Raw genomic sequence first — 13,821 nt, forward strand, 5'->3', positions numbered from 1 at the left:
GTGTGGCGGCCAAGAAGGCTAGCAGCCCTCCCTTGAGGGCTGGTCTATTTAAGCCGGACATAAGGTGTGACAGGTCATATCCGCGAATGATATGCAAAGCATGGATGAGTCAACAGCCAACGTCTATTTTGCGGCACGCGTAGGCTACGCCCCCTTTGGGTCGGGAGGTGTCCTACAGCATTACGCCAACGCCAGTCACAATCTCGACTCCCTGGGAGTCAGTGTGTTTCAGTTCCTGCTTTGTCTGAACCGTGGGCCGCATCGGCGCAGGCCCTCCCATCGTCGATCAATGAACTAGAGTTCGAGAAAAAGCAGTGCAATTGGTAGCACGGAGAAGAGTGCGAACGCAACCACCCTCAAACGCAGATCGACAGCTTGGACTCTCTGCAAGAATCCGTTAGTGGGCTGCTGCGGATCCATTAGGTGCCCAAGATACCAGAGGGAAAAGTTGAGTGTCATCGCCTGAAAGACCAGGAACGCGCCTCCAGTCCCTAGGAGCCAAACCCGCCATAGCTCAATTGACTTGGGGAGCGCGGCAAGCCCCACGGCCATCTGCCCACACAGCAAGCCAAGCGTCAGCCCTCCGATGGCATATGTGTTAGTCAAAACTTGATAGGCAGCGTTTGCAAGGCGCTTTGATCCAGGCATCAGTATGTTGAGGCCAACAAGTATCAGTGCGAGTGTGCCAATGACATTCCAAAGATGCGGACCAATCCCTTCACCGATTGCGGCCTCAAGGTATTTGGACGGAACGTGTTCTTTAAATGTGGCAACGGCAATGACTGTCAAAAATGAAGGAACAGCCCAGTAGCCAAGAACTCTCGCCGCGTCTCTGATGATGACTGGAGACCAGAGAGCTGTTGAGTCGAAATGGGACAACTGCTGTCGAAGATATTCCTTGATTGCGTTCATGGTTGGTCTCTGGCTTTTGTGCGTGCCCAACTTCCGCGACAGAGGCAAATGGCCTCCGCGTTGTTCCTGGCTTTGGCTTGACTATAGCGAACCACCTCTTAAACGGACATGCGCTGTCAGTTGACTAAGGGCATGGCTACTCAAGGAGTCAATAACCATTAGCACGTTGGCGCCTCCGGCAAGGAGGTGCCCAAGCCGAACTTGACCGCTGATCAGCAGTCCTGTTAGCTCGGGTGGCAGGTTATGTCTGCGAACGATTTCGGCAAGTTCTGTGCGGAACTCGCTTCCTCTTAACGGCGTAGTCGACGGGTCAAATAGGTCGCGGGTGTTGGGGTACTGGTGCATCAATAGCGCACAGCGACCGGCATCTGCCGTGTGCTCCCAAGCAAATGCTGTGATCGCCATCCACAGTTGAGCGCTAACTGGCGCATTCCCTTCGCGGAACAGCCTCGTTGTGGTTTTCGGGCAGATGGTCGTTTGGAGCAAGTTTTTCAACTCTGCCAAATCGTTAACGGCCCACCAGTCAAGAAATTGATCTAACAGGGTTTCTGCATCGGTTTGCGCCAACTGAATGATGTGCCGTAGCAGGGCTGCTCTGATCTCTGGTTCCAACTCGGGAGCTTGTCCGTTTAGCGCGCGAACAGTCAGGTCAGCTAAGGCGTTGTAGCCATCGCTCTTGAGGGGGGAAAGCGATGACCGGCTGTTCAAGGAGCCGCAGTGACCACAAGGATCACTGGGGAGAGCCCACTTGTCTTTCCCGCCGAAGGCGCTGCCGCAGTCCGCACACTCGTCGTGGAGCACCTCGTCATGTTGGTGACAAAACCTTATGGCAGGGACTTGATGCACGACGCGCCAGTGGCCTGTTCCGTGTGTCTCAAGATCGCTCAGTACGCAACTCCTGCAAAGGCGAAGTCTTCGGGACGGTTTGACCCATTGATGGAGTACAGGCAGATATCGGAGTCGCGCGGCGTCGTTCCCATTCGCGATGGCATTGCGCCAAAGAGGAACAACCTGAGTTGAAGCAAGTGCAGCTATCAACGGAAACATGGAGTGCTTCTCCAGGATTGTTTCCGGCGACGTTGTACCGTTGAGAACAGTACGGCTGAGCGTTGCAGCGCGATAGCCAAACCGGCTTTGCAGTGACCCAGCTCCACCGGCCATGCTCCGGATGGCTGGAGTCACGTCAGGAATTCTGCTAGCCCGCCAGCACGCCAGTTCGATGGATGCAATCGTGGCGTCTTTTGGGAAGGTCGGAATCATCAGCTAGATCAAGGGCTTTTGAGACTCTGTTTTCGAAGGCAAGTTTGCGGCTCGCATGCGGCAGCCCAATTTTTGAAACTTTGCGAAGCTGCGGCTACGCCAAAAGAGTCGTGATTTCCTAGGAAGCGGTTTTGAAACTTTGTTATCCGTTTCCTCAGCTGAATATGACGCGACGGCCCGTAGCCTAGCACTGACTGCTTGCGGCTATGCTGTACGCGCGCGGGCAAGACCGCACCAGCACATCAAGCAACGCCATAAGAGGAGGACGCCATGGGTACCGACAAATCAAGCACGATCGATGGCGCAGACGGCCGCCCGCGTTGTCGATGGTGCGCCGCTGCACCGGAGTTCGAGGCGTATCACGATCAAGAGTGGGGCTTTCCGGTGGCCGACGATGTGCGCCTGTTCGAGAAAATCTGCCTGGAGAGCTTTCAGTCGGGTTTGAGTTGGCGAACCATTTTGGCCAAACGACCCGCGTTCCGGCAAGCCTTTGATGGCTTCGATTTCCACAAGGTAGCGCGCTATGGCGAGCGCGAGGTCCTACGCCTGCTGGCTGATGAAGGCATCGTGCGCCATCGCGGCAAGATCGAATCCGTGATCAACAATGCCCGGTGCGCCGTGCAGTTGCAGGCCGAGTGCGGCTCGCTGGCGGCCTACTTCTGGCGATACGAGCTGGATCCGGCCAAGGCGGCTGAGCCGCAGACCGCATCCACTGCGCCTGAGTCGATCGCTTTGTCCAAGGATTTGAAAAAGCGAGGTTGGAAGTTTGTCGGGCCCACGACGGCATATGCCTTCATGCAGGCCATGGGCCTGGTGAATGACCATGCGCGGGCTTGCATCATCGCGCCCCAGGTGGCCAAGGCGCGGCGAGGCTTCAAGGTGCCGGGCATTGCCGCAGGCAAAGGCAGTGCATGAGCGCATTCAACGCGCCTGCGTTCAACGTATCGGTGCCACCGTCGGTGTGATGTACTCACGCACCAGTTCACGAGCGCGATGCAAGCGGCTCTTGACCGCCCCCGCCGGCTCGCCCAGGCGTTGGGCAATTTCTGCGATGGTGAGCTCCTCAAAATCGCGCAGCAGAATCACTTCCAGGTAATGCGCTGGCAGCGATTCCAGCGCATTGGCCAGGTCGATCCGCAGGGCATCGTCACTGCGCAGCGCCAGTTGCTGCTCAACGATGTCGTCCTCCAGGCGCTCGTGGCGCATCATCATCCGCGCCAGCCGTTGACACTCGCGCTTGATGACCACGAACAGCCAGGATGAAAACGCCACGGCGGCGTTCAGGCCCTGTACCTTGCGTGAGATGGTCAGAAGGGACTCCTGTACCGCGTCGTCCACATCACTGGCGTGGCAGTGGCGGCGGGCATATCTTCTGGCATCAGCCTGGCACATGGCCAGCAAGCGGGCGATCGCGCTGGGATCACCCGTCTGTGCGGCCAGAATCAAGGGGGCGGCATCGGCTGGCGCAGCCATGTCAATGGCCTTTATCAAGCTTGCGGCCCACCATGGCGCACATCGGGCAAAAGCCGATCAGGCCAGTCATGGCCGTCATCACACCCATGGCACCTGCGCCCACAGCCCATCCAGCCCCACCCCAATTGGCTGCGGCGTAGGCCAAGGCCAAGGCACCCATGATCAGGCGGATGGCACGTTCCCAGTTGGGTACATTTTTCACGTAAAACATCTCTAGCTCCTTTGCGAGTTCAGGTTCAAGGTCGACCCTCACACGCTAAGAGGCGCCAGCGCGGTGAAACGGTTCGCGTTGCGGAGGCTTTTTTTCAAGGCCTGTTGGCCGACCCCGTCACAGCCAGCCCTGCTGGATGAATGTCATGACCGGGTAACACCGGTTTTCCAGTTCGTGGGTCATCGCAGCTTTGATGATCTGGTCCACACCATGTGCGTAGGGTGCATCGCCAAAGACCCGTGTTTCCAGCTTGACGCTGCAAGGGCCATCCTGAATCAGGATCTGGTGATAGGCATGGCGTGCGAGGTCGGCGTCGGCGATCTGGCATTGCGCTTTTTGAACTTCGGGATCGCGCACGGAATGGATGTCATCGGTCGCCACCCCGAGCGAGTGGGCGATGTTCACTGCTGTGCCTGGCACCGAGGTTTTCGTCGCCTGATGCGATTCCATGACCTGGATGGCGTAGGGACGGAACATCGGGCCAGCTTGCTCCAGCATGGCCATGAACTTGAGCATCAGGATGTTCGTGTTGGGGCACAGCACAACGGGAAAGCCGCATGACATGCTCTCAATGCGTGACCCGGTCGATAGCTCCAGCAGCGTCGAGCGTGTGGCTTCGCAATAGGCGACGATGTCTTCCAGTTCTCGGCCGGAACCTGCGTGCACCACGATGGCTTGTTCTGCCGTGCGGGGCCGATCTGCCCAAGGCTTGACTTGATAGTCGGCGCTCTTGCTCAGCAGTTGGCACAGTTCAGTGGCCAGCTTGCCTGTTCCGGCGATGATGACTTGCATGGTGGGGCTGCCGTGGTCTCTTGGGGCATGCAGCTTAGCAGGCCCGTCGGTTTCAGCCTCGGCCCATCACACGGTGCGCGGGTCTATTCAGGGTCGATTTCATTCGGTATTTGCAGCGTCGAGAGGCAGAGTGCGCGCGTCGCTGCATCCAGATCGACGGCGGCATGGGCCAGGCAGGCTCGCGCCACGCGTTGAGCTTCCTTGGTGGCCTTCTTGTGGGTGTAGATCTGCAGAAGCCGTTCGTAGGGGACGCTGCCGGCGAACATGTCGGTCACATTGGTTTCGTAGATTTCCATGGCCGCGTCTTCCTGGTCTTGCCCTTCCAGCAGCCGCGCATGCGTGTTGCGCAATTCGAATGTGCGCTCCATCTCCTGCACCATCAGACGCAGGTGCGCGGTGTCTGTGCGGCCCGCGTCCAAGGCAATGTCCAGCTCGCGGCGAGCGTCATTGAGCCGCAACTGCAGTGGCCGCCTGTCGCTGGCCTTGTCTGCTTCATGTGCGCCGGCCACGGTCAGGAGCCGGTACATTTGACCGAGTACACCCATGTCAACGTCTCCATGCGCGCTTGGAGAGGTGATTTTGCGCCTCCTTTGTGCTGAGCGGGGCGTGAATATGTCCGGGCTCGGCAAGGCAATTGGGGCTTTTGGCGCAAGGGCGCCATCGGCTTGAGGCGACTTGAATGGGCTACTGGCGTGGCTCGAATGGCAGCAGGGCCTTGGCCGCCTCGATGCGCAGATGAAGCGCCACTGTTTCGTTGTTCATCACGCTCAACAGAAACTGCCTGGGATCGCCGTGCTGTGTGGCCAATGTGGTCTGTGACGCGGGTATGGTCGATGCCAATGGCACAGAGGTCGAAACGGTGAGCCGGGCCATGGCCGCATCCAGGTCGAGTGCCGTGATGCTGTTCACTTTGGACAGCAGATCTGCCTGCCCCTCGCGATTGGGCGGCAGATCCAGCCAGGGCGTGTCGTTGAACATGGGCGCCAGATCGGGGGCCAGAAAAGCGGTCCACTGATCGCCCTGCACCTCGACAGGAGGCAGTTGTGCGTCGTGTGTGGCTGCATCAACGGGTTGTGTGTGCACACGGTGTGGCGGCACGGCAGCCAGGTACCTCGCTTGCAACGCGACCATGAAGGCTGCTGCCTGGCTGGCGTGCACAGGTGTTTGCAGCGAAAACCACAGTTGATACGCATCCTTGCCGTTGACCGCGATGGCCGGTGCCGGCAGGCCGAAATCGGCTTGCACGCCTTGCCAGACGGCTGACAGCTGTGACCAGTCAGCAGGTTGCCCCAAGGTCATGACCATGGCGCGCACTTGGCCATGATCATCGATCAACCGAAGGGGCTGCTCCCCCACGCCGTAAAGGCGATGTAGTTGAGACTGAAGGCGGCTCATCGTGCATCTTCCTTGCGTGGCGCGGCCTTGGCGCCAAAGGGGCAGTAGCCTGGCTTTGGGCCGATCTGCGGGTGTTTGCGGCAGGTGTTGGGGCGCTTGTCGTAAACCTTGCATCGGCGCGTTTGGGCATCCAGAAAATGGCAGTCGCCATTGGCCCGTCTGGCCAGCGTGAAGACCTCGTACTTGAAGTTGAAGTGCTGCACCAGACCCGCCTTGGTCAGCCGTTTGGCGATTTGCTTGGGCGCTTCATGTTCCGCCTCGAATGGATCGACCAATTCGAGCCGAACCAGATCCGGCAGGCGCACCTCGACCGGCATGGTGCAGCAATTGGCCATGCAGTTGTCGCACAGGCCATTGCGGTAACGGGTCCAGGTGTCGGTGCGGTCAACGTCAACGATGTAGATGGAAGACTTCATGGCAAGGGGCGAAACGCGGCAAGCCGTATTGTGCCCAAGTGCTGGCGCTGCAATGCCTGCATACTTGGGCCCACTGTTTTGGGCTCCTTTCTTCTATTGGCTTTCATGACTGATTCCACCTATGCACGTCAACAGCTTGACCAGCTGCTGCAGTTGATGACCTTGCGTGACGCAGGTAACGATCACTTCCTCGCCGAGAGCGACAACATCGGCACGCCTGCCGTGTTTGGCGGACAAGTGCTGGGCCAATCTCTGCAGGCCGCCCAGCTGACAGTGGAGGCCGACAGGCCCGTGCACTCCTTGCACGCCTACTTCCTGCTGCCAGGCGAGCATGCGCCCATCGATTACGAGGTCACCCGCGTACGTGATGGCCGCAGCTTCAGCATGCGGCGGGTCGTGGCGCGTCAGGGTGACAACATCATCTTCGAGATGAATGCGTCTTTCCAGGCAGCGTCGGAAGGCGTTGAGCATCAAGCTGCCATGCCGCAAGTAGCGGGCCCTGAGGGGCTGCAAAGCGAGCACGAGCTGCGTCAGGCCATCATCCCGCATCTGCCGCCTTACTTCCATGACAAGACACTGGCACCGCGTGGCCTGGAGTACCGTCCTGTCGCACCGGTCGATCTGATGAACCCGCCCAAGCGTGAGGGCCAGATCGCCATGTGGGTGCGCACCATGGACACCTTGCCGGATGACCCGGCTGTGCACCGTGCCTTGTTGGCCTACGCATCTGATCATGGCTTGTTGCTGGCCGCGATCGCACCGCATGGCCTGAGCTTGTTCCGTGGCGAGGTGCGTTTGGCCAGCCTGGACCACGCCATGTGGTTCCATCGCGATTTCCGGCTGGATGACTGGTTGCTGTATGTGTTCGATTCACCGAGCGCCAGTGGTGCGCGTGGCCTGTGCCAGGGGCGCTTCTATGCCCGCGACGGCCAGATGGTGGCCTCGGTGATGCAAGAGGGTATGGTGCGGCCCTGGATCAGGCGCTGAAGATCGTCGTGTTTTTTTGAAAGCGCTGTCAACCGGGCTTCAAACGCGGTCGTTAAGGAACCATGGCTGACCAAAAGCCACATCAACCGGCTCCAGTAGCCAACTTACTGAAAGGTTCCATCATGAAGAAGTCCATCGTCATCGCTTCCGTTCTGGGTCTGTTCGCTGCTGCTTCCTTCGCTCAAGCGCCTGCTGCCGCCCCTGCCAGCGCCGCTGCCGCCAGCGCACCTGCTGCCAAGGCTGAGCACGCCGCGAAGAAGCACAAGGCTGCTCACAAGGCCAAGGCTGCCGCCAAGGTGGAAGCCGCAGCTTCTGCTGCCAGCAAGTAAGCCTCGCCTCTACCGTGTCAGCGCTTTGACACGGGTGGTGATGCTGCCAAAGGCCGGGTTCATCCCGGCCTTTTTTCATGGGCGCGCCGGTTGTGTTCGTCAGAACAACACGTGCTGAGCGGTGCCTTGCAAACGCGTCACGGTGTAGAGGTCCAGTTGCCCCAGGTTCAAAGCGGGCACCAGCGAGAAACGGTGTGATGCGGTGATGCCATCGGTATGGATCTGCGCACTGTTCTGGTTGAGCAGATTCACCCGAGGGATGAGCACGCTGAATGAGGTGGAACCCGCATCGACGGTGAGTTGAATCGTCACGCTGACCAAGGTGCCCAGATCGCATGGCACTGTGCGGATCTGATCGCCCGAGTAGTTCAGGTTGTGATGACTGTCCTGAAAGTGGAGGTGTGGTTTGCCGTCCAGGCCGCTGGTGGCATAGGTGATTTGCATGCCACCGCCTGAGAGGTGGAAAAGGTTCGGGGCAACGAAATTGCTGGGCATGATGAGACTCCAAGTGGGTGAGTTGCAATGCCAGCAATGTGAGCCTGCGCATGAAGTGTGCACATCCCTAGTTACGCCCTGTGCGCCCCCTAGCTTGTCAGTGATGCTCGGCGTGATCACTGTGCGCGTTGTCCTTGCTCGCGAATGGTGTGAAGCGGGCTTGCTGCGCAACTTGCCCCGCCAGGGTCACGCTCACGATGGCTTTGAGGTCTGGTGTGGCGGCGTAGACGGCCTGTGCGCTGAGCTTGTTGTCACCATCCGGTGTGAGCGGCGCACTGACCTTGGTCTTGCCATACAGGATTGTGATGGTGCCGCTGGCGCCAGCGGTGCTTTGCTTGTTGCCGGCATGGTCGGTCACGTAAACGGCGGCGGGTTTGTCTTGGGCCTCTGGTGGCGTCTTGCTCAATACCAGTTCCAGGTGCACGGGGCCTGCCATGCGCAATTGCCCGCCGTGAGGTGCCTTCACGGTATCGAGGTAGGCGTCGTCATGGGCGAGTGCGGGTGAGGCTGCGGCCCAACTCAGCATGGTTGCCGTGAGCGTGAGGACGATGTAGCGGCGAAGGTGGTGCTTGCGTGTCATGTGGGTCTCCTGGTGAGTGCAGATAGGGGTCAAAAACTTGGGGCTGTCGTCACGATCGCGTCTTGGGGCTGCTGGATTTTCGCGATGGCCTCGGCTTGTATGCGTGCCAGCGGTGCTTGCCCCCACAGCCAGAACATCACAGGCGTCAGCAGGGTGTCGAGCAAGGTGGCGCTGATCAGGCCGCCGAAGATCACCACGGCGACGGGATGCAGCACTTCCTTGCCAGGCGCCGACGCAGACATCAGCAAAGGAAACAGCGCAAAGGCAGCGACCAGTGCGGTCATCAGCACCGGTGTGAGCCGCTCCAGCGAGCCGCGCACGATCATGGCCTGATTGAAGGTCTCGCCTTCATGCAGGCAAAGGTTGATGTAGTGACTGATCTTGAGGATGCCGTTGCGGGTGGCGATGCCCGTGAGTGTGATGAAACCAACCAATGCCGCGATCGACAAAGGCTGGCCTGACAGCCACAGCGCCACCACGCTACCGACCAATGCCAGCGGGATGTTGCTCATGATGATGGCGCTCAACACGGCCGAGCGGTAGCGGCTGTACAGCACCATGAAGATCAGCATCAGCGAGATCGCGCTCAACCAGGCCATGCGTTGCGCGGCCTGTTCTTGCGCCTGGAACTGTCCTTCCAGCGCGGTGAAGTAGCCGGGCGGCAGAGCGTGTGCCGTCAGTGCCGAACGGATGTCCTTGATCACGGCGGTCTGATCACGACCTGCTGTGTTGGCCGAGATCACGATGCGTCGGCGTGCATTTTCTCTGTTGATCTGGTTGGGACCGTCACCGTCTTCGATGCGCACCAGTTGCGACAGCGGCACCGGCCCATTGGGCGTCTCGATCAGGACTGTGGACAGGCGAGCAGCCTGGCGTTGGGCTTCTGGCAGGCGCATGACCATGTCGAAGCGCCGATTGCCCTCCAGTACCTGGCCCAGCTTCTCGCCTTCGATCAGCTCTTGCAGTGCGCGCAGGAGCTTGCCCGGCGCCACGCCCAGTCTGGAGGCGGCTTCGTAATCGACGTGGAGCTTGATTTGTGGAATGAGCACCTGCTTTTCGATCTGCAAATCCGTGAGGCCGGGGATGGCTTTCAAGCGCGTTTGCAGATCGCTGGCCAGGCTGCGCAGTGTGTCCAGGTCATCGCCGTAGATTTTCAGCGCGATCTGCGCCCGTACACCTGAGAGCAGGTGATCGAGGCGGTGCGAGATGGGCTGACCAATGCTGATCACGGCAGGCAGCACGGCCAGGCGTTCGCGCAGGTCGCTCAGGATCTGATCGCGTGAACGATCCGAGTCGCGCAGGTCCACATCGATCTCGGAGGCGTGCACGCCTTCTGCATGCTCGTCCAGTTCGGCGCGGCCGGTGCGGCGGCCAACCTGGGTGACTTCGGGCACGCTGCCAATCAGGGATTCAGCCAGGCGACCGATGCGGTCGGACTCGGCCAGCGAGGTGCCCGGGTTGAGTTGCAGGCTCAGCGTCAGCGTGCCTTCGTTGAAGGGCGGCAGGAAGGCGCGTGGCATCCAGGCCAGTGAGGTGGCTGCAGTGATGGCGGCCAGTGCCGCCATCAACAGCAGTGCCCGGCCATGTTGGAAGGACCATCGCAGCAGGCGTTCGTCCAGTCGCTTGAGGTGGCGCACCAGCGGTGTGTCTTGATGGGCTGCGGGCATGCGCTGCACAAGGCCGGGCAGCAGGTAGTGCGCCAGAACAGGGGTGACCGTGATCGACACGATCATGCTGGCCAGGATGGACACGATGTAAGCCAGGCCCAGTGGCGTGAACAGGCGGCCTTCGATGCCGGGCAATGCAAACAGTGGCACGAACACCAGCACGATGATGAAGGTGGCGTACACGATGGCCGAGCGCACTTCCAGTGTGGCCGCAGCAATCACCTCGATGGCGGGGCGTGGCGAGGCGGCCGTGCGATTGAGTTGAAGGCGGCGCAAGACGTTTTCCACGCCAACCACGGCGTCGTCCACCAGTTCGCCAATGGCAATGGCCAGGCCGCCCAGTGTCATCGTGTTGATGGACAAGCCCATGTAGTGAAAGACCAGGGCCGTCACCAGCAGCGACAGCGGGATTGCCGTCAGCGAGATGAGCGTGGTGCGCACATTGAGCAGGAAGAGGAAGAGCACAACGGCCACCAGCACCGCACCGTCACGCAAGGCTTCTTCGACATTGCGCACAGAATGTTCGATGAAGTCGGCCTGCCTGAACAGGAATTGCGGCGCGGCCATGCCGCTGGGGCGAGCGCGGGCCAGCTCGGCCACGGCCTTTTCTACATCCTGCGTGACCTTGACACTGTCGGTGCCGGGTTGCTTCTGGACCGACAGGATCACGGCGGGTTTGGCCTGGTAGCTGGCGTCACCCCGCTTGTTGGCGGGCGCCAGGCTGACTTGCGCCACCTGCACGAGCATGATGGGCTGGCCATGGTTGGTGCCCACCACCACCTGCTTGAGGTCTTCAATGCGGTTGGTGCGGCCCAGTTGTCGCACCAGGTATTCGCGACCATTCGCTTGCAGGAAACCGCCGCTGGTATTGCTGCCGAAATCACGCAGCGCGAGGGCCACTTGTTCGCGCTCGATCCCCAATGCCTGCAGGCGTTCTGGCTGGATCTCGATGCGGTACTGCTTGACTTCGCCACCAATCGGGATCACCTGCGCCACGCCGGGAATGGTCAGCAGGCGCGGGCGCATGACCCAGTCAGCGTAATCGCGGACCTGCATGGGGCTGACCTGAGCCGGATCAGCCGGCAAGGCGATCAACAGGATCTCGCCCATGATGGATGAGATGGGCCCCAGTTGGGGCGTGATGCCTGCTGGCAGTTGCTCGCGCACCAGGCCAAGTCGTTCGTTGACTTGCTGGCGGTTGAGGTGGATGTCGCTGCCCCAGTCAAACTCGACATTGATGACGGACAGACCGATGCCGGAGACCGAGCGCACACGGCTCACGCCGGGCATGCCGTTCATGCTCGATTCGATGGGGATGCTGATCTGCTGCTCGACTTCTTCAGGGGCCATGCCGCCGGCTTCTGTCAGCAGCGTGACCGTGGGTTTGTTCAGATCCGGGAAGACGTCAATGGGCATCTGGCGCACGGTGAAGGCACCGTAGAGCACCAGCAGCAAGGCCACGGCCAGCACGATCAGGCGCTGGCGCAGGCTGACATGGATGAGGGCGTCAAACATGATTCGTCCTGGTTGGCTCAGCGTACCTGGCTAAGCAGGTTGGCACCTTCGGTGACCACGCGGTCACCATCCTGAAGGCCCTTGAGCACGATCACGGTGGCGTCATCCAGCGGTGTGGTGCTGACGATGTGGGGTGTGAAGCGCTCGGCTTGTTCATGCAGCCAGACCATGGTGTCGCCGCTGGGCAGGCGTTGCAGTGCGGCGCGGGGGATGGCCATGCCGCGCAAGGCCTGTCTGGTCTGTGCGGTGATCTTGAGCGTCTGGCCAATGGCCAATGGCGTTTGGGTCTGCACGACGCGGAACAGCACGGGCATGGCCTGGTCGCGCAACTGGCGGCCCGCGCCGGCAAAGCGCAAGGCGATGCTGCCGCCGTTGGGGGCGCTGGCCGTGGCTTCGCTCAGGCCATCTAGCTGGCTGGCGTCATAGGCGAGCGCTTCGATCATCAGGCGACTGGGGTCCATGATGTCGAACACCACGTCGTGGGCTTCGATAACCTGGCCCAAAGTGGCGCTGCTGCTGGCGATGACACCGCTGACCGGTGCCAGCAAAGGCTCGGGTGCGTTGAGGCTGCCGCGCACGGCGTCGCGGCGCTGCTTCAGAGCATCGCGTTCGATACGGGCGGCCTCAATGTCCTTGCGGGCAATGGCGCCTTCGAGCTGGGTGTAGCGGTCGAGTTTGCGCTCGGCCAGGGCGTACTGGGCATCGAGTTCTGCCAGCGTGGCTTGCTGGTTGCCGCGTTCCACGCTGGTGACGGCGGGATGCAGATAGGCCAGCACCTGGCCTTTGCTCACGCGTTGGCCCAGCACGGGCAGGCCTTGTGGGCCGGCTTCGATGCGCCCGGTTTGCGTGGTCTGGACGCGGCCGCCGGCATTGGGGTCCGGCAGCACCTTGCCATTGAGTTCAATGGCTTGCGGGTGGTTTTGCGTGCTCGTGCGGATGGTTCGCAGGCCCAGGCGGTATTGGGCGGGCTTGGGTATCCACAGGCTGCCGTCGGGCAGGCGCTGTGGTGCGGTGCCGGATGCGGCGGTGGGCGTTGACTGAGTTGGAGCGTGCTCGCCATGGTCTTCGCCACCATGGGCCCACACGGCTTGCGCAAGCGACAGACACAAGGCCGCGCACAGGCCATTCAGGATGCGGACGGGTGTCATGCGGACTCCTTGGAGACGGATGTTGATGCGGGGCGCAGGCGGCGCCAAGTGATGCCCAAGGCAATCAGCAATCCCGCTGCAGCAGCCAGCCAGGGCCAGCGAGACGATGCCTGGGGCGCTTGTGGGCCGCTGTGATCGCTGGCGTGCGTCTGTGCTTGCTCGTGGGGTGCATCGCTTGCGCCGACGTCCAGCGTGGCGTCCATCAGATCAGCGCCGGCTGCGCTTTGAACGGTGATCGTCAGTGGATAGCGACCGGGTGAGGCCAAGGCCGGTGCTGGCAAGGTATAGACGCCGGGTTCCACGGCCTTGGCCGTGCCTTTGAATGCACCGCTTTCTACCTCGATGCTTGCGCCCTCAATGGGCGCATTGGTGTCCGCGTGATCAAGGTAGAGCGTGAGGGTGGGCTTGGCACCTGCTTGCATCACGGCGACCAGCTCGAAGCTGTCGGTCTGTGCGGTGGCGCGTGGTGCTGCCAGCGTGGCTGGCGTGTTGATGGCGGCAGGTTCGTCGCCATGGTCTTCGCCGCCGTGGGCCCACGCTGATGGGCTGAGCAGTGCGGTGGTGGCGATGGCCAAGGCCAGTGGCCACGCGGGCAAAAGTGGCAATCTCATGGCTGAGCCTCCTCGGGCAGCAGGCCCAGG

At 61.0% G+C, this 13,821-nt stretch carries 16 protein-coding genes; 3 read left to right on the forward strand and 13 right to left on the reverse strand.

Features of this window, described 5'->3' with window-relative positions:
- Window positions 1-294: 294 nt before the first annotated feature.
- Both EPO09_RS17675 and EPO09_RS17680 read right to left on the reverse strand, forming a co-directional pair.
- The gene (locus EPO09_RS17675; RefSeq protein WP_290645062.1) at window positions 295-912 is read right to left on the reverse strand and encodes a hypothetical protein; all 618 of its coding nucleotides are present in this window, start codon (window positions 910-912) and stop codon (window positions 295-297) included.
- Between the two features lie 81 nt (window positions 913-993).
- Window positions 994-2,172: a TniQ family protein gene (locus EPO09_RS17680; protein ID WP_290645064.1), complete on the reverse strand. Its 1,179-nt coding sequence runs from the start codon at window positions 2,170-2,172 to the stop codon at window positions 994-996.
- 270 nt (window positions 2,173-2,442) lie between these two features.
- On the opposite strand from EPO09_RS17680, the gene EPO09_RS17685 reads away from it, so the two are divergent.
- On the forward strand, window positions 2,443-3,087 hold the full coding sequence (locus EPO09_RS17685) for a DNA-3-methyladenine glycosylase I (protein ID WP_290645066.1): 645 nt from the start codon (window positions 2,443-2,445) through the stop codon (window positions 3,085-3,087).
- Between the two features lie 21 nt (window positions 3,088-3,108).
- Here EPO09_RS17685 and EPO09_RS17690 read toward each other — a convergent pair whose 3' ends face one another.
- The 6 genes from EPO09_RS17690 to EPO09_RS17715 all read right to left on the reverse strand — a co-directional run bounded on the left by EPO09_RS17690 (window position 3,109) and on the right by EPO09_RS17715 (window position 6,459).
- Window positions 3,109-3,645: a sigma-70 family RNA polymerase sigma factor gene (locus EPO09_RS17690; RefSeq protein WP_290645068.1), complete on the reverse strand. Its 537-nt coding sequence runs from the start codon at window positions 3,643-3,645 to the stop codon at window positions 3,109-3,111.
- Between the two features lies 1 nt (window position 3,646).
- Complete coding sequence (locus EPO09_RS17695) at window positions 3,647-3,856, reverse strand: DUF2892 domain-containing protein (protein ID WP_290645070.1); 210 nt, start codon at window positions 3,854-3,856, stop codon at window positions 3,647-3,649.
- Between the two features lie 117 nt (window positions 3,857-3,973).
- The gene (locus EPO09_RS17700; RefSeq protein WP_290645072.1) at window positions 3,974-4,648 is read right to left on the reverse strand and encodes a dihydrodipicolinate reductase C-terminal domain-containing protein; all 675 of its coding nucleotides are present in this window, start codon (window positions 4,646-4,648) and stop codon (window positions 3,974-3,976) included.
- 83 nt (window positions 4,649-4,731) lie between these two features.
- Window positions 4,732-5,193 (reverse strand): hypothetical protein, encoded by a 462-nt coding sequence (locus EPO09_RS17705; protein WP_290645076.1) that lies wholly within the window; start codon window positions 5,191-5,193, stop codon window positions 4,732-4,734.
- Window positions 5,194-5,332: 139 nt separating this feature from the next.
- Window positions 5,333-6,043 (reverse strand): hypothetical protein, encoded by a 711-nt coding sequence (locus EPO09_RS17710; protein WP_290645078.1) that lies wholly within the window; start codon window positions 6,041-6,043, stop codon window positions 5,333-5,335.
- Window positions 6,040-6,459, reverse strand: coding sequence for a YkgJ family cysteine cluster protein (locus tag EPO09_RS17715; protein ID WP_290645080.1), 420 nt, complete (start codon window positions 6,457-6,459; stop codon window positions 6,040-6,042). Before EPO09_RS17715 ends, EPO09_RS17710 begins: the two co-directional genes overlap by 4 nt.
- Window positions 6,460-6,564: 105 nt before the next feature.
- Here EPO09_RS17715 and EPO09_RS17720 point away from each other — a divergent pair, with 105 nt between their 5' ends.
- Complete coding sequence (locus tag EPO09_RS17720; RefSeq protein WP_290645082.1) at window positions 6,565-7,446, forward strand: acyl-CoA thioesterase II; 882 nt, start codon at window positions 6,565-6,567, stop codon at window positions 7,444-7,446.
- 122 nt (window positions 7,447-7,568) lie between these two features.
- Window positions 7,569-7,775, forward strand: coding sequence for a hypothetical protein (locus tag EPO09_RS17725; protein ID WP_290645084.1), 207 nt, complete (start codon window positions 7,569-7,571; stop codon window positions 7,773-7,775).
- Window positions 7,776-7,874: 99 nt separating this feature from the next.
- Here the strand turns inward: EPO09_RS17725 and EPO09_RS17730 are convergent, their stop codons facing one another.
- The 5 genes from EPO09_RS17730 to EPO09_RS17750 form a co-directional block, all read right to left on the reverse strand.
- Window positions 7,875-8,270 carry a hypothetical protein gene (locus EPO09_RS17730; protein WP_290645086.1) on the reverse strand — a complete coding sequence of 132 codons (396 nt, stop codon included), beginning with the start codon at window positions 8,268-8,270 and terminating at the stop codon, window positions 7,875-7,877.
- Window positions 8,271-8,367: 97 nt separating this feature from the next.
- Window positions 8,368-8,850: a hypothetical protein gene (locus EPO09_RS17735; protein WP_290645088.1), complete on the reverse strand. Its 483-nt coding sequence runs from the start codon at window positions 8,848-8,850 to the stop codon at window positions 8,368-8,370.
- Window positions 8,851-8,879: 29 nt separating this feature from the next.
- Window positions 8,880-12,032, reverse strand: coding sequence for an efflux RND transporter permease subunit (locus tag EPO09_RS17740; RefSeq protein ID WP_290645090.1), 3,153 nt, complete (start codon window positions 12,030-12,032; stop codon window positions 8,880-8,882).
- Window positions 12,033-12,049: 17 nt separating this feature from the next.
- Window positions 12,050-13,180 (reverse strand): efflux RND transporter periplasmic adaptor subunit, encoded by a 1,131-nt coding sequence (locus EPO09_RS17745; protein ID WP_290645093.1) that lies wholly within the window; start codon window positions 13,178-13,180, stop codon window positions 12,050-12,052.
- Window positions 13,177-13,791, reverse strand: coding sequence for a hypothetical protein (locus EPO09_RS17750; protein WP_290645095.1), 615 nt, complete (start codon window positions 13,789-13,791; stop codon window positions 13,177-13,179). Before EPO09_RS17750 ends, EPO09_RS17745 begins: the two co-directional genes overlap by 4 nt.
- Between the last annotated feature and the right edge of the window lie 30 nt (window positions 13,792-13,821).

The organism is Aquabacterium sp. (genome assembly GCF_004297345.1).
Lineage (GTDB): Bacteria > Pseudomonadota > Gammaproteobacteria > Burkholderiales > Burkholderiaceae_C > Aquabacterium.